Below are 22,005 nucleotides of genomic sequence, written 5' to 3' on the forward strand. Positions count from 1 at the left end.
CAAAATTAGTGTTTATTTGATGGCGTCGAACAACCAAGATGCCGTCTGACGGCGGTTTTTTTCATAAGCACGAATATCGTCGGCATGCTCCAGCGTCAAACCAATATCATCCAGGCCGTTGAGCAAACAGTGTTTACGGAAGCCATCTATATCGAACGCCATGACATCACCTGACGGGGTAACAACCTGCTGCTGGGCTAAATCTATAGTCAACTGATAGCCTTCTGCCTCCATCACTTCATTGAACAGACGATCGACATCTTTCTCTTCTAAAACAATAGGTAAAATACCATTCTTAAAGCAATTGTTATAAAAGATCTCAGCAAAGCTTGGTGCAATCACGCAACGAAAACCAAAATCATCCAATGCCCATGGCGCATGTTCACGGCTTGAACCGCAACCAAAGTTCTCCCGCGCCAACAAAATACTGGCACCCTGGTAACGAGCCTGGTTCAGAACAAATTTTTCATTCAGCGGACGCCCTGTGCACTCCTGATCAGGCTGACCTTCGTCAAGGTAACGCAGCTCATCAAACAGATTCTTGCCAAAGCCCGTACGCTTGATTGACTTCAAAAACTGCTTCGGAATGATCATATCGGTATCCACATTGGCGCGATCCATTGGCGCGGCAACACCGGTATGCTGGGTAAATGCTCTCATTTTTCTCTCCTCAAACCGGTTCAGTGGACACCCATGGTGCGAACATCGACAAAGTGACCCGCAATCGCAGCGGCAGCAGCCATTGCCGGGCTGACCAAATGGGTGCGACCGCCAAAGCCCTGACGACCTTCAAAGTTACGGTTGGAGGTTGAAGCACAATGCTCACCCGCACCTAATTTGTCAGGGTTCATAGCCAGACACATGGAGCAGCCAGGTTCGCGCCATTCCAAACCAGCTTCGGTAAAGATTTTATCCAAACCCTCGGCTTCTGCCTGAGCCTTCACCAGGCCAGATCCTGGAACCACCAATGCCTGTTTAATAGTCGACGCTACTTTTTTACCTTTTACGACCTCAGCCGCCGCACGCAGATCCTCAATCCGCGAGTTGGTACAAGAACCAATAAATACCCGGTCCAGCTGGATATCAGTGATCGCCTGATCAGCCTGCAAACCCATATATTCGAGGGCGCGGTTCATGCCTTCGACTTTCACCGGGTCGGTTTCTTTTGCCGGATTTGGTACCTGAGCGTTCACCCCCACCACCATTTCCGGTGAGGTTCCCCAAGTCACCTGCGGTTCAATATCCGCTGCCTGAATCTCAATCACGGTGTCAAAAACCGCATCAGCATCAGAGACCAATTCACTCCAGGCACTGATTGCGGCCTGCCACTGAGCACCCTTAGGCGCAAACGGGCGCCCTTCCACATAATCGATAGTGATCTGATCAACCGCGACCAGACCAACACGCGCACCAGCTTCAATTGCCATATTGCAGATGGTCATCCGACCATCCATCGAAAGACTGCGGATCGCCTCACCACCAAACTCAATGGCGTAACCGGTACCACCTGCGGTACCAATCTTGCCAATCACGTGCAGCACGATATCTTTCGCTGTGACACCCTTACCAAGCTGACCATCAACACGCACCAGCATATTTTTCATCTTTTTGGTGATCAGGCACTGAGTTGCCAGCACATGCTCAACCTCAGAGGTACCAATACCATGCGCCAATGCGCCAAATGCGCCATGGGTCGCAGTATGGGAATCACCACAAACCACCGTAGTCCCCGGTAAAGTAGCACCCTGCTCCGGGCCAACCACATGTACAATGCCCTGACGTTGGTCGTTCATCTTAAATTCGAGAATACCGAAGTCGTCACAGTTTTCATCCAGAGTAATCACCTGAATTTTGGATACTGGATCAGCAATATCGGTTACACCGCCACTACGATTGGTCGTCGGCACGTTATGGTCTGGCGTCGCTAGATTGGCATCTATACGCCAGGGTTTGCGGCCAGCAATGCGCAAACCTTCAAACGCCTGGGGAGAAGTCACCTCATGCAGCAGATGACGGTCGATATAAATCAATGAACTACCATCATCATTAGTGCGCACCAAATGGGACGCGAACAATTTGTCATATAAAGTCTGGCCAGCCATAAAAACACCTCATTCATAACAGCAGCTATTAACTGCAGCGTTGGCAAGACGCCATCCTAGTGCAAGATTTTGCACAAAACAAATTCATATTTTTTATACTTTCCATTCCGTACTAGAATACAAAAATATTTTATTACTCCGGAACTCGCTATGGATACTAATGCGTTGCAGGCCTTTATTAGCGTGGCGCAGAATGCTTCGTTTTCAAAAGCCGCAGACCAGCTATACCTCACCCAGTCAGCCATCAGTAAACGTATTGCATTACTGGAACAACAATTGGGGTGCCGCCTCTTTGATCGCATCGGGCGCACTATTTCTTTGACCGAAGCAGGTGTCACACTGCTCCCCAGAGCGCAACAGGTATTGATAGAACTGGATGATGCCCGACGGGCATTGGATAACCTCGCCGGCGGCATCACTGGTAAGTTATCACTGGCTACCAGCCACCATATCAGTTTGCATCGACTCCCCCCGCTGCTGAAATGCTTTACCCAAACCTATCCGGATGTGGAGCTGGACCTGAGATTTGCCGAGTCCGAAGTGGCCTACGAGGGAGTATTAAAAGGTGAACTTGAACTCGCCCTGATTACCCTCTCACCCAACCCCGATATCAATATCCAGTCAGAGGTCATCTGGGAAGACCAGCTCAGTTATGTCGTCGCACCCGATCATCCATTAAGCAGCGCAACCTCCCTGGAGCTGGCACAACTTACCGCTTACCCCGCTATCCTACCCAGCAGTAACACCTTTACCCGACAACTGGTGGAAGCCCTGTTTGCCAAACATGACCTCAGCCTAACGGTCAGCATGTCTACCAATTATCTGGATACCATCCGTATGATGGTATCCATCGGGCTCGGCTGGAGCCTGCTGCCTGAATCGCTTATCACAGCAGACCTCACCGTATTACCTGTAAACGCTACACCAGTTAAACGACCACTGGGCGCCATCGTGCATCGCAACCGAACACTGTCTAATGCAGCGAGTAAATTACTGGAAATTCTCCGAACCGATGCCAGACAGGTACAACCCGATGCATTGTTGTAATAAGATGGAGGTTAGTTGTTTAAAGAACCAGCAAGGTTCGTTTTCTCATTATGAAGGTTGCCCATGGATAGCAGTGCGTCGCAAATTCAGGCGCTATTGGAAGCCCAGCAAGATTACTGGTCGCAATTAACTGACGGCAAGCCAGCGATGTCTCCTGCCGAACTGCAGGACTGGATCAGTCAGGCCCAGTCCACAGTTAACCAGGAAGGCCCTAAACAGTTTTCCCAATTGCTATCAATTCTACGCGCGCAGGCAAAAAACTTTACTGAGTTTGGCGAAGAAGTTCTGCGCCAGTACCGCGGCGGTGATGACACCAGCCTGAACGATGCGGTATTACAGTTTCAGAATTACATGCAGAAACAGTCCGGCGAGCTGCTATTGCACCAATGGCAGGTACCTGAACAGTTTGCATCTCTGTTCAAAACTCACAGTTTTAGTGACGACCTGTTATTTGAAAACCCCTTTATCAGCGGCATCAAAAGCTTGCTGGAAACCCCTGTCGTTGGCAGCAACCAGGAAACCCAGCAGCAGCTGCGGGAAGCCTTAAAATTGCTGATCGAATATCAGGAAGCACTACATGAATATGTCGAGCATTACGGTTCTATCAATCAGCAGGCCAGCAGCAAACTGCTGCAACAACTGACAGCCTCTGAAGGCAAAGTTACCAGCCTACAGGCACTGCATGACCTCTGGGTTGAGGCTTATGAATCAGCCTATTCAATCACTGTGCTCACAGACGAATATCAACGCGCACATGGCAGAATAAGCAATGCACTGATGCAGCTGCGCAAGTTTGTTCAGGAAGTCAGGGATATTCATTTTCAATCTATAGGCCTGGCGACACGTCGTGGCCTTGATACTGCCCTGCAACGCCAGCACAAGTTACGCAAAGAGATGCGCGTTACACAACGTGACTTTGCACACATGCAAGCACAACTGCTTGAGCTGCAGCAAAACAGCAACGCAGATATAATCCAAGCACTGCAACAGGAAGTGGCGCAGCTGCGCAAGGAAGTCAAACAACTGCGCACACCGAAAGGAGCATCCAAAGCATGAGTCAGCTTGACCTTGACCCTGTTACTGTTGCCCAAGAGTTATATGACTTCAACAACAAGTTGCTGAAAAGCTACAGCACCCTGCTACAGATTCAGGAAGTGGATGTCGATCAGACCCCTTTCGCAACCATCTATCAACAAGATAAGCTAACCCTGCGCTACTACAAAGGCAGTGGCAAAAAGGCCTGCAAAACACCTTTGTTGATCTGCTATGCACTAGTCAATCGTCCTTACATGATTGATCTCGAACCCAAGCGCTCAATGCTACAGCGGTTGTTGGAATTAGGCCTGGATGTTTACCTGATTGACTGGGGATACCCGGATGCGGCTGACCGCTATCTCGATCTTGACGACTATATCAACGAGTATCTGAATAACGCCGTTGATCAGGTCTGTACACATGCGGGTACTGATAAGATTAACCTGCTGGGTATTTGTCAGGGTGGCACGTTCAGCCTTTGTTATGCGGCTCTCAACCCGGAAAAGATTAAAAACCTGATTACCATGGTGACGCCGGTTGATTTCCAAACCGACGATAACCTGCTCTATCATCTGGCGAAATATGTCGATGCCGACCTGGCAGTGGATACCTATGGCAATATCCCCGGCAGCATGCTGAATGACTCCTATAACTCGCTGATGCCGATGCGCCTGGGTGTGCAAAAAAACCTGGGCATGCCTAATCAGTTAGAAAATGAAGTGAGTGCACTCAGTTTTCTACGTATGGAAAAATGGATTTACGACAGCCCGGATCAGGCAGGTGAAGCATTCCGGCAGTTCATTACCCAATTCTTCCAGCAGAACCGACTTATTCAGGGCACCGCTGAAATAGGCCCGCACACTGTCAACCTGAAGAACCTAACCCAGCCGGTGCTGAATATTTACGGTAGTTTCGATCATTTAGTGCCGCCCCGAGCGTCCACTGCCCTGAAGCAACATTGCAGTAGCACGGATTATCAGGAGATGGAAATCAAGGCCGGACATATCGGAGTCTTTGTTTCATCCAAGGCTCAAAAGCAGGTAGCACCGGCGATCAGGGATTGGCTTATAGCGCGGGATTAAATCACTAAAAAAAGGGCGGTAATCACCGCCCTTTTTTGTTCAGGATTTGTCAGGTTTCTCGGCCGGTTCCGGCTCGTCTTCTTTCTCAGCGCCTTCCGGCTGGCCGAACATATTCCACATCGGATTACTATCTGCAAACCGACTCATCATGGTCAGCGGGTTAGCAGCCCCCATCATCGTCTGCATCTGGTCACGGATGCGATCCTGGTGTTCAAGGAAAGAGGAGATGCTCTGTTCCAGATACTGACTCATCATGCCCTGCATACTATCACCGTAAAAGCGGATCAGTTGTTGCAACACTTGATTGGTCAGCAAAGTACCATGCCCTCTGGCTTCCTGTTCGCTGATAATCTGCAGGAGAATATTCCGAGTCAGGTCACTACCGGTTTTGGAATCTTCAACTTTAAAGGCCTCACCAGAGAGTACCAGCTGCTTTACATCATCTAGGGTGACATAACAGCTACGTGAGGTATCGTACAAACGGCGATTTGTATATTTTCTTAGAATTCGCAACGTACTAATCTCTCTACTATTATTTTGTGTCAAGGTATCTAACTCACTCACTGGGCAGCACTTAGTCTTTATCTTTCACTGCTGAAGAACTGCTACCGGAATATCCGGATGTCATGACTGACATCATAAATTTTTGCAGTGCTTCCATGGAGCCCAACCCACTGGTCAGGTAAGGCTTAAACAGAGTCAGAGGGTCATAACCTTCAACCCCGGCTTCCATCTGTTCGGTTATTTTTCGCATCATGTCTTCCTGAAACTTCTGCACGTCTGGCAAACCCAGAATCCTGCGCAGTTCATCAGGCGTCATGTCGATATCAATATTAAACTTCATACCCGGACTCCTTAAGGGGTATCTTATCCCCTCCTATCCTATAGCAAAACTTCGGCACTGCAAAATACCCAAATCAATTGTTTTGCTGCACTTTTTCCGGATAGATCCAGATAACTGCCAACACGATAGCTACAACACTCACCAGGGCGGACAAACCAAAGGTCCATTGCGGGCCTGCAGCATCCCATAAAAAGCCACTTAATAAAGCACCAAGCGAACCACCCACACCAAAACCAAAGCTGGAATACATCGCCTGTCCCTGGCCGTGGCTACGCTGCGAGAAATATTGATGAACCAGCGCAATGCCCACGGCATGCAAACAACCAAATGTTGCAGCATGCAGGGTTTGTGCAAATAACATTGGCAGTTTCTGGTCCGGAATCAGGGCAATCAGCAACCAGCGCACGACACAGAGCACCAGACTGCCAATCATGATATTGCGGACCCCCCAGGACTCAATCATGCGGTGCATAAAGACAAACACCACCACTTCAGCAATTACGCCGATGGCCCAGAGAGCACCCACCTCTGTACGGGTATAACCCAGGTCAACCATCAATACTGAGTAGAAGGTGTAATAGGCGCCATGCCCCAGTTGCACTAACAGACAGATTAAGAAGAAAGCCTTAACCTGCGGTTGCCTTAACACTGCGCGAAACGCCTGACCGGCACTGCCCTTGGTTGCGACAGATTGCTGCGCAGGTTCCGCCACCCATAAGCTACTTAACCAGATACCGACCATTGCCAGTAGCATCATCCAAGGCAGCCAGCGCACACTAACCCAGTCAAGCAACACGCCAACCCCGGCTACCGTGATTATAAACCCAACAGAACCCCAGAGCCGTATCTGACTATAGCGATGCTTTCGCTCTCCCAGGTGGCCCAGTGTGATCACTTCAAACTGCGGTAAGACCGCGTTCCAGAAAAAACTAAAACCCAGCATTACCAAGCCAATACCCAAGGCAGAGGCTTGCCAAAAAATCAGCAGGAAAACACACCAGGTAATGGCCGCCCCCCAGCGCACAATTTTTAATCTTTGCCCGGTTTCGTCTGCCAAACGTCCCCATAGATAAGGCGCAAAAATACGAGAGCCATGCAGAATGGCCATCAGAACGCCAATCACTTGGGCTTCAAACCCGAAGGATTTCAGATACAGCGTCCAGTAAGGCACCATGATGCCCAGAAGCGCAAAGTAGAAAAAATAAAACCCGCTGAGCTTTAAGTAAGGCGTAGCCTGGGACATGAAGAGTCTACAATCAGAGTCTGAGACAATAAAAAAGCCGGTTAAAACCGGCTTTTTTCTATTCTACGCTCAGGCAGTCTGTAATGCATCTAGCAGATACTGTGGCAAGGCAAAACAACCGAGATGTACCTGCGGGTTGTAATATCGAGTGGTAATACCACTGTCCTGATAACGTTGGATCAACGTCGCCAGATCCAACTGCCGCAAAGAAGCATCATCGCTACCCCAAGCCAATGTCATCACGCCACCAATATACGTAGGCACTGCCGCTGCATAAAAGCTCTGATCTGCAAAATAGGGGCTTAGTCGACGCCGGGTAGTAATCACTTCATCCTGCTGTAGGAAAGGCACACCATTTTGCGCTACAAACACCCCGCCCTCGTTCAGCAGGTTTTTACAGCCTTCGTAGAAACGGCTGCTAAACAGAACTTCACCCGGCCCTACCGGATCTGTGCAGTCGGATATAATGACATCAAACTTGTCATCGGTCTGGTGCACATATTCCATACCATCAGCGATCACAATGTTGACACGGGGGTCATCAAACGCCCCCGCCGAATGCTTCGGCAGGTATGTTTTACACATCTCAATGACCGATTGGTCAATCTCAACCTGAGTCACATGTTCTATAGCACTGTGACGACAGACTTCACGTAAAATCCCGCCATCGCCGCCACCAATAATCAACACACGTTTGGCGTTGCCATGTGCCAATAAAGGCACATGGGTCAGCATCTCGTGATAGACAAATTCATCACGTTCGGTGGTCTGAATAATGCCATCCAGTGCCATAACAGTGCCGTACACAGGGTTACGGAAGATCACCAGATGCCAGGAATCCGTCTGTTGCTCAAACAACACTTCCTCTACATCAAAGCGTTGCCCGTAGCCCTGGTGCAGCGTTTCACTGTAAGAAGTTGTCATCGTCGATGTTCACCTTACCGCGGAGAATTTCGTCTACTTTCACTTCAGATGGTTTAAATGCTTTTTCCAGCACCGGGACGGCTTTTGCTGGTGTAGCATCACCACACATGAAAACATCAAAAGCGGCGAAGTTGCGCTCAGGCCAGGTATGCACACTGATGTGAGACTCTGCCAGAACCGCCACGCCGGAAATACCGCCGTTTGGGGTAAAGTGGTGCAGGTGGATATGCAGCAGTGTAGCGCCCGCTTCTTCAACCGAATCCCGCAGTGCTTTTTCCATCACTTCCAGGTTATCCAGATTGGTCGCGCCTTTAAGGTCAATAATCAGGTGACTACCCGCAAAACGCACGCCATCGCGTTCGATAAAGTAATCCAGACGATCATCGTCTTCACCCTGATAAAAACCTGGCCAAGCTACACTGCTTGAAGTCTCGTGTTCTTCCACCTCGTGCACAGCGTTAAGTGCCTCTTGCATCGACGTTGACTCCCCCTTAATGCCCCCTTTAATGGAGCAGGTTACGTGAGAATAAAAAAGTGCCCGACAGTTATGCCGAGCACTCTGATAATTGTGGCGCATTTATACAATCAAACAAGTAAAAAACAAAGTAAATTCTGTAAATAAATGTCTCGTTTTTCAGAAATATTTCTTCTATCTCTTTCGGCGGTTACAACTTAACGAATCACCGGAATATCACAATCCACATCAGCATTTTGACCACGGTGCCGTAATAAGTGATCCATCAGGACAATTGCCAGCATCGCTTCAGCAATAGGTGTGGCCCGAATACCTACACAGGGATCATGACGCCCCTGAGTAACCACTTCAATCGGCTCACCTCTAACATTGATACTACGTCCGGGCAAACGCAGGCTGGATGTTGGCTTGAGGGCGATGTGCGCCAGAATATCCTGGCCCGATGAAATACCGCCTAAGATGCCCCCGGCATGGTTGGACAAAAAGCCGTCCGGTGTCATCTCGTCGCGATGCTCAGTGCCCTTCTGTTCGACTACAGCGAAACCGTCACCGATTTCTACACCTTTTACGGCATTGATGCTCATAAGGGCATGCGCCAGGTCTGCATCCAGACGATCAAAAATCGGCTCACCAAGGCCAACTGGCACACCAGTGGCCAGTACGGAAATTTTAGCGCCAATGGAGTTACCTTCTTTACGCAGCTTATCCATATACGCTTCCAACGGTGCCACCAGCGCAGGATCCGGACAGAAAAACGGATTTTCCTCAACTTGTGTCCAGTCGAAATTTGCTGGATCAATTTTCAACGGACCTAACTGCGATAGGTAACCGCGTATCTCAACACCTTTCGTTGCGAGAAATTTTTTGGCAATAGACCCCGCGGCCACCCGCATTGCGGTTTCGCGCGCGGAAGAACGGCCGCCACCCCGGTAGTCACGAAAACCATATTTATGGCTGTAGACATAATCGGCATGAGCCGGGCGGAAGGTTTCGGCAATATTGCTGTAATCTTTGGAACGTTGGTCCGTATTTTTGATCAGCAACCCGATAGGCGTGCCCGTTGTTTTACCCTCAAACACACCAGACAGTATTTCGACTTCATCAGCTTCACGCCGTTGTGTGGTATGACGCGAGGTACCGGGTTTGCGACGGTCCAGGTCTACCTGCAAATCCGCTTCGCTAATCTCGATTCCCGGAGGACAACCATCTACGATACAACCCAGTGCTTTACCATGGCTTTCACCAAAGCTAGTCACTGTGAACAGTTTGCCGAAACTATTTCCTGACATGGGCTCTCTTCCGTTGCTTGATAGGTCAAAGGGGTGCCGAGTATAGCAAAACCGGCTACTGCAGTTAAAATCAGATCGATAATCGATGCTTAGCCAGATCGACGGCGGTGATGGCAAAGACACCGTTACCACCTCGTTCAAATTCCAGCCAGACAACCGGCAGCTGCGGATACTGCTGCATCAGGTGGACTTCACTGTTGCCAACTTCGACCACCAGCAAGCCATCGTCGGATAGATAGTCATTGGCTTGACGCAAAATCTGGCGGGTAATCTCCAGGCCATCCACCCCAGAACCCAGTGCCAATTCAGGTTCATGAGCGAACTCTGCTGGCATGTTGGCCAGATCAACAGCATCAACATACGGAGGATTACTGACAATCAGATCAAACCGCTGCCCCTTGAGCTGCTGAAACAGATCTGACTGAACAGCGGTCACCCGCTCTGTCAGCTGATGCTTGTTGATATTTATTGCTGCAACATCCAGCGCATCCTCTGAAATATCCACCAGATCAACCTCAGCATCGGCAAACGCATAAGCACAGGCAATACCGATGCAACCACTTCCGGTACACATATCCAGAATACGAGCCACTGAACCCTCAGCTAACCAGGGTGAAAATTGCTGCTGAATTAATTCAGCAATTGGGGAACGTGGAATCAATACCCGTTCATCAACATAGAATGGCAGATCACAAAACCATGCTTGCTGCGTGATGTAGGGTAAAGGTTTGCGATCTTCAACTCGCTGCTGAATAAACGTCAGTATCCGCTGTTTTTCTTCTGGCAATAACCTGGCATCCAACACAGCAGGATTCACATCCCACGCCAGATTTACTGCAGCCAACACCAGTTGAACCGCCTCGTCCCAGTTGTTATCGGTGCCATGCCCCAAAAATATCTGGTGCCGAGAAAACTGACTCATGGCATAGCGTACATAGTCACGCAGAGTATGCAGGTTAGACATTACAACAGCTTGGGCTTGATCACTCATCCGGGGCAACCGATAATCAGAATTCTGGGCCGCTATAGTAAATAAAACCTACCGCTAATACCATGAATTCAGACCCGTCAGACAATGACATCAACTTCACAGATGCGATGCAGGATGTGACTCCGCACCAACATGATCGGGCGGATGTAACTGTCTCAAAACGAATTGATGCTAAAAATCGTTCATACCGTCGAACGGCGGCGGTGCGCACCGACGAGCTTATCGTCGATGGGTTATCTGATACGGCAGTTGATCAGGTTGGCCCTGAACAACCGCTGTTATTTGCCCTGCCCGGCGTTCAGCAGCGTTTATTGCAGCGTTTGCGTCAGGGGCATATCCCTTGGGATCAAGGGTTGGATTTACACGGTTACACTGTCGACCAGGCACGCAACCAGCTCAGCCTGTTTATTCGCGACGCGCGCCAGCATAAACAGCGCTGCCTGTTGCTGGTACATGGCAAGGCCCACAGCAACGAGGCCTTACTTAAGTCTTATATCAATGAGTGGTTACGACGCATTCCCGGCGTATTAGCCTTTTGCTCTGCCCAACCTGCCGATGGTGGCAATGGTGCTGTATATATCTTGCTAAAACGCTAATCAACCCGCACTGCGCTCTAACTCCTGCATGTGTTCCCGGGTTGCCAAACGCCCGTACTCAATCACCTCACGCGCGCGATGAAACTCATAAAAGCTGCATATTTTCTTGGGGATACGAATCACCAAATCTGGCGGGTAACCGGCAATCTTGTATTCAGACAGGCTCGCTTGCATAACCTCAACAGAATTCAGCAAGATATCCAACCGACCACCAATGCCCTTTTCCGAAGCCAGAACATGTTTGGTTACAGACTCCGGCTGAGTGTCAGCCACTGGCCAATCATCACTCATACCGCTGCGCTCGAGAAAACGCGTTTCCGGCCACTGCAAATTGCCGTAGCAGCCTTCAGGCATATTCAGATCTACTGCAATAATCAAATCTGCCTGGGCTGCCACCACCGGAATAATAGGCAGAGGATTTAATACACCACCATCCACCAGCAGGTGCCCATCCCGCTCAACCGGCGTAAAAAGCCCGGGTATGGCGGCAGAGGCCCGCAGAGCTTCCAATAAAGAGCCTCGCTGAAACCAGATCTCCTTTTGCCGGGTGATATCTGTGACCACCGCGGTGAAAGGAATAGCCAGCTCCTCTATATTCGGCGCGTTTTCGAGCAACTCTGCGAGTTTAACGAACAGGCGATCGCCTCTGATTGCGCCACGACTGAGAGTAAAGTCCAGCAGCCTTAACACCTGCATCCAATTAAGAGAGGAGACCCAATCGCGGTATTGCGTGAGTTTACCGGCGGCATACATACCACCAACCAACGCTCCCATAGAACTGCCCGAAACCGCGACAATGTCGTATCCGCGACGGCGGATCTCTTCAATGGCACCGATATGGGCATAGCCCCTGGCTCCGCCACTTCCGAGTACCAGAGATACGCTAGTCATGTTTATTCCGTTTCTGACTCCTGATAGGAATCAGTGTAGGCAAAAATACCATTCGGTGGAGATTGAGTACTTGGCAGTATAAAACTGCCAAGGGGGTGGAGCTTGATCAATTCCGCCGGCGCACCCGCAGCGACTAGCCGATCACGCATCTGTTCCAGTTGCCCAAGCGCACTTGCCAGGTTCTCTGTATGAGAGCTTCCGTCAACGGCATAACTCACCAACCAAATAGATTGTCCGCTCTGCAGGAGTTGCGCGGCCAAGTCATCAATATCTGCCTGGGTTAACAGGCTAATAGCATGTTGGGCCGAGGATTTAACTTGCTGGCCGGTTTCAACGATTTCAAGGCGGGTAAACACCCGTCTATTACCACGAGTAATACTGTAGAGACTAAAATATCGATCACCGTTTTTTAGGGCTGCAAAATACTGCCCTGCATCCGATCCATATAGCCGGAAATATCCAAAAATATCATTGGCCCAATGATTACTGCTGCCACAGGCCCGACCCTGGCATTGAAACTGCACTTCAGCGCCCAGTGACTCAATCTGTGCCTGAAAGTACTGGAAGACTTCAGCAGCAGTATGGCTATCCGGGATACGGTAAGTAATCTGGGTCAATTGGCCATCAATCCGTTGCTCTTGTTCCGGCCGTAACAAACCGTTTACTTTTTCCAGACCGCCCAGAATAAACCGGTAATCCGTCACCGCAACGCTGTCGTACTGAACAATTTCTGACTTGCTAAACCGTTGCAGCTGCGGATAGTCACGCGCACCTGTTGGTTCAGCAAATGCTGCGCCAGACCAGATACATAACAGGGTAATACCGCTGATTACTAAACGCATTCGAGTTCCTTGTTAGTTATTTTTTTGATCCAACCAGTGTCGTACGCGTGCCGCTACCAGAGCCGCACCTGTATCAGTCATATGAAAATGATGCTCGCCGAGCACCTGCTCTATTTGCAAACTAACCAAGTCGCTACGCCAAGGTTCAACCAAAGATTTGCGCGCAAAATCAGTGGCCAGCAAAATAAAACCTGGCGCTTTTACCGCCTGCACAAAAGCGCGCACCTGTGACTGTGAAAAGCGTAGCAGAGATGGCTGCACCAGCGATGGATCATGACTCCAGATCCAGCCCTGACCTGTCTGCCGTAACCCGCGGTCAACTAACGCCGCAGCCATCGATTCGTTCACGGGCCAGCGCCCTGACATACGTACAGCAATCGCTTGTTGTGGATCACTGAATGGTTTGACCGGACGTTGTGACCATTTGTTTCGTTTACGTATCGCACCCGCCATTAGTTCAGGCAGCCGCGCTTCCGGATATACCAGAGGCGCCAGCCCCTCCAGCAACCCCAGTTGGCTCACCCGGTCAGGTGCCAGCGCAGCCATGAGCATCGCCACACTGGCACCCATGGAGTGCCCCAGGAGGGCAAACCGAGTCAAGCCCAGACTATCCGCGACCGCTAACATATCCACGGCATAATCCCAGATCTGGTATGGCATACCGAGCGGCCGGTGCTGCGAAGCACCATGACCGGCCAGATCAATAGCAATAAACCTCATCTCTGGCAAAGATTTGGCTACCCAATGAAAACTGGCTGCATTATCCAGCCAACCATGCAGTGCCAGCACTGGGATACCATTAGAGTTGCCATATTCGAATCCGGAAAATTGATAGCCGTTGGCACTTACGGTTATTTCTATTGGCGTAATGACTGAGTTAGATGCAGGCACTGACGGTTCACCCCAGGAGCAAAAAAATCAGGTAACATAATAAGATACTAACGTTATTACCGTGAGGCGCATAGATGAAATTAGGCCTGAAGCTGGAGAAGGACCCTTCCCTCAAGGCACCGCAAAAGTTATTTTTTGCATTGATAAGTCTATTGTTCCTGATTGCGCCTTTTTATTACCAGCCTAATCTGGGTGGCGAGGGTTTGTACCTCCCCTTCAACAGCACAATCTGGCTTGTAGCGAGTTGGGTGATTGCCAGCGGGTGTTTTATTTTGATACGCAGTGGCAGCATACTTCTGCCCCGCCACTGGCTGGCCTTAGCCATGTTGCCCATCGGAGCGCTGGTCAGTGGTTTTATCACGGACAACACCAATCCAACTGAGTGGACCACACGCATTCTGGTACTGATTGGCAGTTACTGCTTGTTAATCAGCCTCTACCAATTTCGTCTGACACCCAGACAGATTGAACGCAGTCTCTACATCCTTCTCATCACCGGTTTGATATCCGGATGTTATGGCTTAGTACAGTTAGTGCCGAGAATTGAGTTGGCACCCTACATGCCACTCAGTGGTAATAAAACGCCGTTTGGTATTTTTCAGCAGATCAATCTGCAAGCCTCACTGATGGCAACAACCCTGGTCTTGCTGTTTTACTTGATAAGCCGCCCTACCATCTCCGGCATGCACTGGGTGGTTAAAATTGCTCTCTGCTTAACCGGATTTATCAGCTGTTTTATCATCGCGTATAGTGGCTCCCGGGTGGGCCTACTCGGCGCGACTGCTGGCTTACTGGTACTATGTTTAGGTCGCTGGCGTTTACTGTTTAATCACAAATACGTACTAGCGGCAGTCATCGCCTGTTGCATTGGTGGCGGCGCACTCGGCAGTTCTGGGCTGACCAAGACCTTTAATAAATTTGATCAAGCCATAGGTGGCATGGACAGCGATGTGCGCTGGAAGGTCTACCGTATCTCGCTGGATCTGTTTTTGGAAAAGCCGCTTGTAGGTCACGGTGTTGGCAGTTTCCAGAAGGTTTTTCAGGATAAACGCGCGGAGTATCAAGCGGATGGTAAGTTAAGCCTGGGAACACAACCACGCTTTACCCATCCCCATAACGAGCTGATGCTGTGGCTGGTGGAAGCTGGGCTAATTTCATTAGCAGGCATTGTTATTGCTGCGGTAGCCACTTTTTACCAGCTGTATAAAACCGGCTGGCAGCGCGGTACAGGCTATGCAGCATTGCTGATTCCACTAACCCTGCACAGCCAGGTTGAACTGCCCTTCTATATCAGCAACACCCATTGGGTTTTACTACTGTATCTCTTGTTTGTGGTCCATCAACAGCGATCACAGCGACACACAACCGATGGCATGTCCCTCGCTGCACAAAAAACTGTGCCCGCGCTAATGTTGGTTAGCACAGTTTTGATTAATGTATTTCTAATCCACTCTCTCTATGCTTATTCCGGCATGATCGCTTATCTGCGTGACAATAAGCGACCTTTAGAGTATCTCGAGTCGGCGTTGCTGAATCCTTATTATCGCAATTACGCCGTCTACCTAACCTTAAAACAGCAGATGTATAAGGGCTTTGATCAAAACGACCCCCAGCCAGCACTGAAATATATTGCCTGGGCAGATCGCCACTTAACTATGTCACCACAGGTACCGGTTTATATGGATCTGGCGGTCGCCTACGGTGCTTTAGGCAGGGTCGAACAAAGAGACAGGGTTATGCAGGAGGCAATGGCTATCTATGACAGCAATAAATCACTGCAGGGACTGCGGCAGCGCTTTGACCGGCCTAAACCGGACGCCACTGCTGCTGAAGCTGACCTAAGCCAGCCGCCGGCCAGTCAGCCTTAATCCTGACAATTTCGCCACAACCAAACACAGCAGGATATTGTGTACTGCCCTCACAACAGAGGGCAGTGACATAGCCAACAAGTGGTAGATGGGTGACAACCAGCGGTGTGCGATCAGCAAATGCCTCAAGACTGTCCAGGGCGGCACTCGGCGAGGCGTCCGGTGTCCATGCTGATAAGCTTGGTTCAGGTAAAATACCTAACTGTGCGCTGACCAGCGCCGCAGTCTCTTTCGCTCTCTGATATGGGCTATGCAGGATGCAGTCAATATCCAGCAGTTCGGCATCAATCTGTTTTAACTGGCGTTCAAGTTTCAAGCGCCCGGTCTCTGTCAGGCGACGTTGCGCATCCGTGACGGCAAAGCTTTCTGCCTCGCCATGCCGCATCAAATAGAAAATCATTGTTGCTGCCGCGGCAGCACAAACTCAACATCGGTGCTCTGCTCATTGGTCATCAGCATCTTAACCACGTCCGCAATCGGTGCCTGCTGAAAGACAACAGCATATAGCGCAGTGACCAGTGGCATATAGACATCCATCTCGGCAGCCTTCTCTTTCACCTGCTTGATGGTATTAACACCCTCAGCCACCTGGCCCAAAGCGGATACCGCTTCATCCAATGACTTACCCTGCCCCAGCGCATATCCGACCCGGTAATTACGACTCAGCGGTGACATACAGGTCACAATCAGGTCTCCGACTCCCGCCAGACCGATAAAAGTCATCGGGTTGGCACCCATGCAGACTGCAAACCGGCTCATTTCTGCCAGGCTGCGCGTCATTAGCATGCTCTTGGTATTTTCACCCATGCCAAGCGCTGCACTTAGCCCAGCAGCGATAGCATAAATATTTTTCAAGGTGCCGCCCAATTCCACACCGTAGCTGTCTGAACTGGCATAGACCCTGAAATAATCACGGTGTAGCACCTGCTGCACCCGAATACGCAGTGCATTATCATCACTAGCAATCACGGTGGCCGTTAACTGACGGCAGGCAATCTCTTTAGCTAAATTAGGACCGCTAAGGACACCGATTCTGGCATCCGGCAGTTCATCCCGCAGTATCTCACTCATCAGACTGAAATTTTGCGATTCAATACCCTTAGTGGTGCTGACAATCATCTGGTCAGCTTTCAAATAGGGTGCCGCCAGTTTAACCACTGAGCGAAAAGAAGCACTGGGAATAGAAACAAATACCAAATCAGCAGCTTGCAGCACATCTGACAAAACGGCTGAAGCCTCAAGCACTGGGGCGAGCTCGTAACCCGGCAAATAACGGCTATTTTCATGCTTGGCATTTATCTCTGCCGCACGGGCGTCATCCCTTAGCCATAGTTTCACCTGATGACCATTTTCAGCTGCAATATTGGCTAGTACCGTACCAAAGCTACCGCCACCCAAGACTGCAATTTTTAACCGATTCGACATGTTTCCAGCCTGTAGAATTACTCTTTGCCCTGATCGTTATCCAGGCTATCCAGCAAACGACCAATGCCATAAAACAAAAACTGCACCACGAAATAGCCAATCACTGCGATGCCCAAAAACAACACTAATTGCACTGCATCGTCAGTGCGCTGGTAGCCAGCCACACCGATCGCCGCCAGGAGCGCACTAAAAACGACAGCAACCCACCGACTGATAGTGCTCAGATTATGCCGGTCGCTGCTCGACATCATTTTGCTCCTGATCACCCTGCTCTGCTTGCGGTGGTTTATTAACTGCCTGCAGCAGCTCAGGCCCAGGGTGGATACAATCCAGTTTTACGCCAGTTTCAGACTCAATCTCTGGAATCAGGAAAGAGTCATCTTCACAAGCGAAACAGATCGAGGTACCGGTGGCTCCCGCCCGCCCGGTCCGACCGATACGGTGCACATAATCATCTGCATCTTCAGGTAATTGATAATTGATAACATGAGTTACCCCATCAATATGAATACCACGGCCTGCAACATCAGTCGCAACCAATACCTGTATCTTGCCACTGCGGAAATCTTCCAGAGTGCGCACACGTTTCTGCTGAGCGATCTCACCTGACATCAAAGCAGCCTTTATACCGTCACGCGTCAGGCGTTCAGCCAGCTTGCGCGTCTGATCACGGCGATTACAGAATACGATCACCTTTTCAGCATGATCTTTATCCATGTAGTTACGCAGTAAGCGGTATTTTTCGCTGCTGGATACCAGATACACCTGCTGAGTGATGTTATCAGTGGTTTTGCGCTCTGACTCAATCTCCATTTTGATGGCATCAAATGTCCACTGCGCAGCCAAGTTTAAAATATCGTCAGTAAACGTTGCACTGTAAAGCAGGGTCTGCCGGTCAGTACCCTTGCGAGGGGTATTACGAATAATGGTTCGTACATCCGGAATAAAGCCCATACTTAACATACGATCAGCTTCATCCAGCACCAGCACTTCTACATTCCACAGATCCACATCCTTGCGATTGATGAAATCGATCAACCGACCTGGTGTTGCTACTAAAATATCCACAGGACACTTCTTCAACTGCTGCCGCTGCTTATCATAATCCATGCCACCGACCAAGCTGACCACATGCAAATCAGTGTATTTGGACAGGTCATTGGCGTCCGCTGCAATCTGCAGTGCCAGTTCCCGCGTAGGTGCCACAATTAATGCTCGCGGCTCACCTAAGCGTTTATTATCATCCAGTGGGTAGTCAATCAGGTCAGTGATGATACCCAGCAAAAAGGCCGCCGTTTTGCCGGTGCCCGTCTGCGCTTTGCCGATTATGTCTTTACCTGACAATGCCGCTGGGATAGTTTCAGCCTGAATAGGTGATGCATACTCAAACCCCAGGTCAGCAATCGCATGCATGACAACATCTGGCAGATTAAAATCGTGAAAGCGAAGTTTGCCTTCAACTTTCGGCACCTCAAATTCTTTCGGCTGCCAGCTATCAGCTGACTTCCCGCTCTTGCGCCGCGGCCGTTCATTACGGCGTCCAGATGCGGTTTTTTTATTACTGTTCTCTTCCATCTCTGGCACGTTAGGTTCGCTCAATTGTTTATCCTAGGCAGTGATCAATCGGTACGGAGGCAGCGCTGCCTGTAGCTGGCGGCCGTAGCGGCGTGTAAGCATTCGTCGATCCAGCAGGGTTATGCGCCCCCGATCATGTTCAGTTCTTAATAGTCGCCCCGTAGCCTGCGTTAATCGCATAGAGGCCATCGGTACAACCCAATGTTCAAAAGGATTCAACCCATTGCCCGACATCCACTCGGTTAGGGTTGCGTCAACCGGGTCATCCGGCACGCTAAAAGGCAGCTTGGTAATGATGACATGGGTTAAATAATCACCGGGCAGGTCGACGCCTTCAGCAAACGAAGCCAGACCAAAAATGACGCTGGCTTCACCCTTATCAACCTGTTCACGATGCCTGCGCAGAATCTCGTGTTTTGCCAATCGACCCTGAACAAGAATGTTATTGTTCATGTTATCCGGTATCTGTTCAAGCACATAACGCATCTGCTGCCAAGAACTGAACAATACCAGCAACGCTGTGGCATCGCCTAACTGCTGCTGAATGTACTCAGCCACCTCACGGGTATGCGCTTCAGCTTGTCCTGGATCGGAACGCATGGCTGGAATATGCAGTTCAGCTGCATTGGCAAAGTCAAACGGGCTAGGTACTTGCAGGCTTGCCGCTTGTGGCCCTATACCAAGGTCTTCTCTTATCCGCTCAAAATGACCTAAAGCAGTCAGCGTTGCAGAGGTCACCACCGCCCCATAACAGGCATTCCAGAGATGAGTCTGCAGCGTTTCTGCCGCAGATACCGGACTGCTATGACACGCTATATCCTGTCCATCATTACCATCAACCAGTGCTATCCAGCGTGCTGTAGGTACTATCGAGGGTTGGTCTGGAGTGGCGTAAGAACGGGCAAGCCAATACATGCCCTGTAACCTGAACACCAACGCGCCGAGTTGGGCATACCAAATTTCACCCAGCGCCTGGCTGAGATCTGCAACTTCGCCATCCATCGCCTGCTTCAGCAGATCTGTTATCTGTTCGAGAATTTGCAAACCTCGCTGCGAGCTGCGAGAAAACTGATCACAACACATTTGCAAAGGCTCAGGGATACGCCCCCCGGCAAAACGGTACTTTTGCTCCTGATGCGATTTATCCGCCAGCAGCTGCTGCAACAGCTGCTCCCACTGTTGCAGGTTTTGCTCCATCTCAGCCATCGGCGTGGTCAGCCGGGCGACTTTCTCTGCCAACAAGGCATGGTTATTAGCCTCATTTAACAATTTATTGAGGCTTCGCGACGTCCTGTTCAACCAGCGACGGCTGGCCTTGATCGACAACTGATAAGCAAAGTGGCCCCGGGCCTTGGCCGCCAGGTGATGGCCCTCATCAAAAATATACAGCGTATCTTCAGGCGCAGGCAGGATCATGCCGCCACCCAGTGCCAAATCTGCAAGTACCAAATCATGATTGGCAACAACCAGATCAACTTTTTCCAGCTCCTGTCTAGCCTGAAAAAAAGGACAACTGGAAAAGTGCCGACAACGACGGTTCGTGCATCGAATATGATCACTCGTCAGGGAGTACCACAACACATCTTCTAATGGGTCAGGCAAACTGTCACGATCACCATCCCACTCGCCCGAAACATATAGGCTAAGCAGCGTTTTCGCTTTATCCAAATCAGCCTGATCAATTTTTCTTGCCGCTTCGTCTTCATATAAAGCAACTTGACCCAGATCAGTCTGCTGGGTGACAAGCTGCTCCGCATTACTGGTGCAAAAATAACGCCCGCGGCCTTTAGCTAGACCATAGGTCAATTCGATACCGGCATCGGAGATAAGCATGGGCAGGTCTTTCAGCAACAGCTGTTCCTGCAGCGCCACGGTCGCTGTAGCGACTACCAACTTTTTGTTCTGCTGCTGTGCCACAGGAACGGCCGCTAGCAGATAGGCAATGGTTTTACCGGTACCAGTGCCCGCCTCTACCAGACAAATATGAGCACTCTCTGCAGTATCAGCGGTAGCATTTATTGCAGCAAAACAGCGAGCAATTTCAGCAATCATCAATTTCTGACCATAGCGAGCCTTCAGCTCTCTGGATGCCAGAAAAGTGCTATACGCCTCTTGTATGGTTGTTTTAAGCGCCTGATCCACGCCTTACCCCGATGCTGAATTTGTGGCACATCTTACCAGAGATCATAAAAATACTGGATAAAAATACACATCACGCTTTACAACAGCAAAAATACTGTATAAAAATACAAGTACTGTATAAACAGACAGACAAATGCCATGAAATTGACCAAGCGACAAAACGAAGTACTCGAGTGCATCAAGCAGCATATAGAAGATACCGGCTACCCCCCGACACGTGCCGATATCGCTCGAGACCTGGGTTTCAAATCTGCAAATGCAGCGGAAGAACACCTGAAAGCACTGGCACGTAAGGGCGCTATTGAGATCATTCCCGGCACATCCAGAGGGATCCGGTTACCCGAAGTTGAACCAGACCTGGGTTTACCCGTAGTTGGTCAGGTTGCAGCCGGTTCACCTATTCTGGCTCAGCAGCACATTGAAGAGCACTGCACCATATCAGCCGACTTTTTCTACCCACAGGCTGATTACCTGCTCAAAGTCAGGGGCGACAGCATGAAGAATGTCGGTATTCTCGACGGTGATCTGTTGGCCGTACATCAATGCCGCGAAGCCCGTGACGGACAAATTGTCGTGGCACGTATCGAAGATGAAGTCACAGTCAAACGCATTAAAAAAGAGGGGCAAACCGTTTATCTGATTGCAGAAAACGAAGCCTATGACCCTATCGTAATAGACCTTTCCGAACACAACCTGACCATCGAAGGTCTGGGTGTTGGTGTCATCAGACGAGGTAACTGATC

23 protein-coding genes are annotated in these 22,005 nt (G+C 50.0%); 6 read left to right on the forward strand and 17 right to left on the reverse strand.

Translation table 11 applies throughout. The annotated features are described in order from the left end of the window. Nucleotides 1-12 precede the first annotated feature (12 nt). Complete coding sequence (gene leuD, locus ACFVYJ_RS03660; RefSeq protein ID WP_419413661.1) at nt 13-660, reverse strand: 3-isopropylmalate dehydratase small subunit; 648 nt, start codon at nt 658-660, stop codon at nt 13-15. A 20-nt stretch (nt 661-680) separates the two neighbouring features. Next, a complete protein-coding gene (gene leuC / locus ACFVYJ_RS03665) occupies nt 681-2,102 on the reverse strand; it encodes a 3-isopropylmalate dehydratase large subunit (protein ID WP_419413660.1) in 1,422 nt (473 codons plus the stop codon). 150 nt (nt 2,103-2,252) lie between these two features. On the opposite strand from leuC, the gene ACFVYJ_RS03670 reads away from it, so the two are divergent. From ACFVYJ_RS03670 to phaC, 3 genes are all read left to right on the forward strand, one after another. Next, nucleotides 2,253-3,149: a LysR family transcriptional regulator gene (locus ACFVYJ_RS03670; protein ID WP_419413659.1), complete on the forward strand. Its 897-nt coding sequence runs from the start codon at nt 2,253-2,255 to the stop codon at nt 3,147-3,149. Between the two features lie 63 nt (nt 3,150-3,212). Further along, entirely contained in the window at nt 3,213-4,205 is a 993-nt protein-coding gene (locus tag ACFVYJ_RS03675; RefSeq protein WP_419413658.1) for a poly(R)-hydroxyalkanoic acid synthase subunit PhaE, read from the forward strand. Further along, entirely contained in the window at nt 4,202-5,266 is a 1,065-nt protein-coding gene (gene phaC, locus ACFVYJ_RS03680) for a class III poly(R)-hydroxyalkanoic acid synthase subunit PhaC (protein ID WP_419413657.1), read from the forward strand. The genes ACFVYJ_RS03675 and phaC overlap by 4 nt, the downstream gene beginning before the upstream one ends. Nucleotides 5,267-5,305: 39 nt before the next feature. Here the strand turns inward: phaC and phaR are convergent, their stop codons facing one another. The 7 genes from phaR to prmB all read right to left on the reverse strand — a co-directional run bounded on the left by phaR (nt 5,306) and on the right by prmB (nt 11,032). Continuing rightward, the gene (phaR, locus tag ACFVYJ_RS03685) at nt 5,306-5,779 is read right to left on the reverse strand and encodes a polyhydroxyalkanoate synthesis repressor PhaR (protein ID WP_419413656.1); all 474 of its coding nucleotides are present in this window, start codon (nt 5,777-5,779) and stop codon (nt 5,306-5,308) included. Between the two features lie 61 nt (nt 5,780-5,840). Next, nucleotides 5,841-6,110, reverse strand: a complete 270-nt coding sequence (locus tag ACFVYJ_RS03690; protein WP_419413655.1) for a DUF6489 family protein — start codon at nt 6,108-6,110, stop codon at nt 5,841-5,843. A 73-nt stretch (nt 6,111-6,183) separates the two neighbouring features. Beyond that, a complete protein-coding gene (locus tag ACFVYJ_RS03695) occupies nt 6,184-7,353 on the reverse strand; it encodes an MFS transporter (RefSeq protein WP_419413654.1) in 1,170 nt (389 codons plus the stop codon). A 69-nt stretch (nt 7,354-7,422) separates the two neighbouring features. Beyond that, nucleotides 7,423-8,277, reverse strand: a complete 855-nt coding sequence (speE, locus tag ACFVYJ_RS03700; protein WP_419413653.1) for a polyamine aminopropyltransferase — start codon at nt 8,275-8,277, stop codon at nt 7,423-7,425. Then, a complete protein-coding gene (gene speD, locus ACFVYJ_RS03705) occupies nt 8,258-8,752 on the reverse strand; it encodes an adenosylmethionine decarboxylase (RefSeq protein ID WP_419413652.1) in 495 nt (164 codons plus the stop codon). The genes speE and speD overlap by 20 nt, the downstream gene beginning before the upstream one ends. A 197-nt stretch (nt 8,753-8,949) precedes the next feature. Next, on the reverse strand, nt 8,950-10,041 hold the full coding sequence (gene aroC, locus ACFVYJ_RS03710) for a chorismate synthase (RefSeq protein ID WP_419413651.1): 1,092 nt from the start codon (nt 10,039-10,041) through the stop codon (nt 8,950-8,952). A gap of 70 nt (nt 10,042-10,111) precedes the next feature. Next, complete coding sequence (prmB, locus tag ACFVYJ_RS03715) at nt 10,112-11,032, reverse strand: 50S ribosomal protein L3 N(5)-glutamine methyltransferase (protein WP_419413650.1); 921 nt, start codon at nt 11,030-11,032, stop codon at nt 10,112-10,114. Nucleotides 11,033-11,094: 62 nt separating this feature from the next. Here prmB and ACFVYJ_RS03720 point away from each other — a divergent pair, with 62 nt between their 5' ends. Continuing rightward, the gene (locus ACFVYJ_RS03720) at nt 11,095-11,628 is read left to right on the forward strand and encodes a Smr/MutS family protein (protein WP_419413649.1); all 534 of its coding nucleotides are present in this window, start codon (nt 11,095-11,097) and stop codon (nt 11,626-11,628) included. On the opposite strand, the gene ACFVYJ_RS03725 is transcribed toward ACFVYJ_RS03720, so the two are convergent. The 3 genes from ACFVYJ_RS03725 to ACFVYJ_RS03735 are packed head-to-tail and all read right to left on the reverse strand — an operon-like array spanning nt 11,629 to nt 14,252. Beyond that, nucleotides 11,629-12,519, reverse strand: coding sequence for a patatin-like phospholipase family protein (locus ACFVYJ_RS03725; RefSeq protein ID WP_419413648.1), 891 nt, complete (start codon nt 12,517-12,519; stop codon nt 11,629-11,631). Between the two features lie 2 nt (nt 12,520-12,521). After that, nucleotides 12,522-13,361: a DUF4892 domain-containing protein gene (locus ACFVYJ_RS03730; RefSeq protein ID WP_419413647.1), complete on the reverse strand. Its 840-nt coding sequence runs from the start codon at nt 13,359-13,361 to the stop codon at nt 12,522-12,524. Between the two features lie 12 nt (nt 13,362-13,373). Then, on the reverse strand, nt 13,374-14,252 hold the full coding sequence (locus tag ACFVYJ_RS03735) for an alpha/beta hydrolase (protein WP_419413646.1): 879 nt from the start codon (nt 14,250-14,252) through the stop codon (nt 13,374-13,376). 74 nt (nt 14,253-14,326) lie between these two features. Here ACFVYJ_RS03735 and ACFVYJ_RS03740 point away from each other — a divergent pair, with 74 nt between their 5' ends. Then, complete coding sequence (locus ACFVYJ_RS03740) at nt 14,327-16,120, forward strand: PglL family O-oligosaccharyltransferase (RefSeq protein ID WP_419413645.1); 1,794 nt, start codon at nt 14,327-14,329, stop codon at nt 16,118-16,120. On the opposite strand, the gene sixA is transcribed toward ACFVYJ_RS03740, so the two are convergent. From sixA to dinG, 5 genes are read right to left on the reverse strand one after another with little or no spacing between them, the layout of a single operon-like run. Next, nucleotides 16,059-16,520 carry a phosphohistidine phosphatase SixA gene (gene sixA, locus ACFVYJ_RS03745; RefSeq protein WP_419413644.1) on the reverse strand — a complete coding sequence of 154 codons (462 nt, stop codon included), beginning with the start codon at nt 16,518-16,520 and terminating at the stop codon, nt 16,059-16,061. The genes ACFVYJ_RS03740 and sixA overlap by 62 nt on opposite strands. Then, a complete protein-coding gene (locus ACFVYJ_RS03750) occupies nt 16,517-17,545 on the reverse strand; it encodes an NAD(P)H-dependent glycerol-3-phosphate dehydrogenase (RefSeq protein WP_419413643.1) in 1,029 nt (342 codons plus the stop codon). Before ACFVYJ_RS03750 ends, sixA begins: the two co-directional genes overlap by 4 nt. A gap of 17 nt (nt 17,546-17,562) precedes the next feature. Continuing rightward, the gene (locus tag ACFVYJ_RS03755; protein ID WP_419413642.1) at nt 17,563-17,796 is read right to left on the reverse strand and encodes a hypothetical protein; all 234 of its coding nucleotides are present in this window, start codon (nt 17,794-17,796) and stop codon (nt 17,563-17,565) included. Continuing rightward, the gene (gene rhlB / locus ACFVYJ_RS03760; protein ID WP_463254905.1) at nt 17,771-19,144 is read right to left on the reverse strand and encodes an ATP-dependent RNA helicase RhlB; all 1,374 of its coding nucleotides are present in this window, start codon (nt 19,142-19,144) and stop codon (nt 17,771-17,773) included. Before rhlB ends, ACFVYJ_RS03755 begins: the two co-directional genes overlap by 26 nt. Before the next feature lie 9 nt (nt 19,145-19,153). Further along, nucleotides 19,154-21,262, reverse strand: coding sequence for an ATP-dependent DNA helicase DinG (dinG, locus tag ACFVYJ_RS03765; RefSeq protein ID WP_419413641.1), 2,109 nt, complete (start codon nt 21,260-21,262; stop codon nt 19,154-19,156). 138 nt (nt 21,263-21,400) lie between these two features. Here dinG and lexA point away from each other — a divergent pair, with 138 nt between their 5' ends. Beyond that, complete coding sequence (lexA, locus tag ACFVYJ_RS03770; protein WP_419413640.1) at nt 21,401-22,003, forward strand: transcriptional repressor LexA; 603 nt, start codon at nt 21,401-21,403, stop codon at nt 22,001-22,003. Nucleotides 22,004-22,005 lie beyond the last annotated feature (2 nt).

It is taken from the genome of Pontibacter sp. JAM-7 (assembly GCF_048548695.2).
In the GTDB taxonomy this organism is placed as follows: Bacteria; Pseudomonadota; Gammaproteobacteria; order Pseudomonadales; family Balneatricaceae; genus Neptuniibacter.

Excerpts from the sequence above, each read along its gene's own strand:
- leuD (WP_419413661.1), bottom strand. The coding sequence starts at position 660 with ATGAGAGCATTTACCCAGCATACCGGTGTTGCCGCGCCAATGGATCGC.
- leuC (WP_419413660.1), bottom strand. The coding sequence starts at position 2,102 with ATGGCTGGCCAGACTTTATATGACAAATTGTTCGCGTCCCATTTGGTG.
- ACFVYJ_RS03670 (WP_419413659.1), top strand. The coding sequence starts at position 2,253 with ATGGATACTAATGCGTTGCAGGCCTTTATTAGCGTGGCGCAGAATGCT.
- ACFVYJ_RS03675 (WP_419413658.1), top strand. The coding sequence starts at position 3,213 with ATGGATAGCAGTGCGTCGCAAATTCAGGCGCTATTGGAAGCCCAGCAA.
- phaC (WP_419413657.1), top strand. The coding sequence starts at position 4,202 with ATGAGTCAGCTTGACCTTGACCCTGTTACTGTTGCCCAAGAGTTATAT.
- ACFVYJ_RS03690 (WP_419413655.1), bottom strand. The coding sequence starts at position 6,110 with ATGAAGTTTAATATTGATATCGACATGACGCCTGATGAACTGCGCAGG.
- ACFVYJ_RS03695 (WP_419413654.1), bottom strand. The coding sequence starts at position 7,353 with ATGTCCCAGGCTACGCCTTACTTAAAGCTCAGCGGGTTTTATTTTTTC.
- speE (WP_419413653.1), bottom strand. The coding sequence starts at position 8,277 with ATGACAACTTCTTACAGTGAAACGCTGCACCAGGGCTACGGGCAACGC.
- speD (WP_419413652.1), bottom strand. The coding sequence starts at position 8,752 with ATGCAAGAGGCACTTAACGCTGTGCACGAGGTGGAAGAACACGAGACT.
- aroC (WP_419413651.1), bottom strand. The coding sequence starts at position 10,041 with ATGTCAGGAAATAGTTTCGGCAAACTGTTCACAGTGACTAGCTTTGGT.
- prmB (WP_419413650.1), bottom strand. The coding sequence starts at position 11,032 with ATGAGTGATCAAGCCCAAGCTGTTGTAATGTCTAACCTGCATACTCTG.
- ACFVYJ_RS03720 (WP_419413649.1), top strand. The coding sequence starts at position 11,095 with ATGAATTCAGACCCGTCAGACAATGACATCAACTTCACAGATGCGATG.
- ACFVYJ_RS03725 (WP_419413648.1), bottom strand. The coding sequence starts at position 12,519 with ATGACTAGCGTATCTCTGGTACTCGGAAGTGGCGGAGCCAGGGGCTAT.
- ACFVYJ_RS03730 (WP_419413647.1), bottom strand. The coding sequence starts at position 13,361 with ATGCGTTTAGTAATCAGCGGTATTACCCTGTTATGTATCTGGTCTGGC.
- ACFVYJ_RS03740 (WP_419413645.1), top strand. The coding sequence starts at position 14,327 with ATGAAATTAGGCCTGAAGCTGGAGAAGGACCCTTCCCTCAAGGCACCG.
- sixA (WP_419413644.1), bottom strand. The coding sequence starts at position 16,520 with ATGATTTTCTATTTGATGCGGCATGGCGAGGCAGAAAGCTTTGCCGTC.
- ACFVYJ_RS03750 (WP_419413643.1), bottom strand. The coding sequence starts at position 17,545 with ATGTCGAATCGGTTAAAAATTGCAGTCTTGGGTGGCGGTAGCTTTGGT.
- ACFVYJ_RS03755 (WP_419413642.1), bottom strand. The coding sequence starts at position 17,796 with ATGATGTCGAGCAGCGACCGGCATAATCTGAGCACTATCAGTCGGTGG.
- lexA (WP_419413640.1), top strand. The coding sequence starts at position 21,401 with ATGAAATTGACCAAGCGACAAAACGAAGTACTCGAGTGCATCAAGCAG.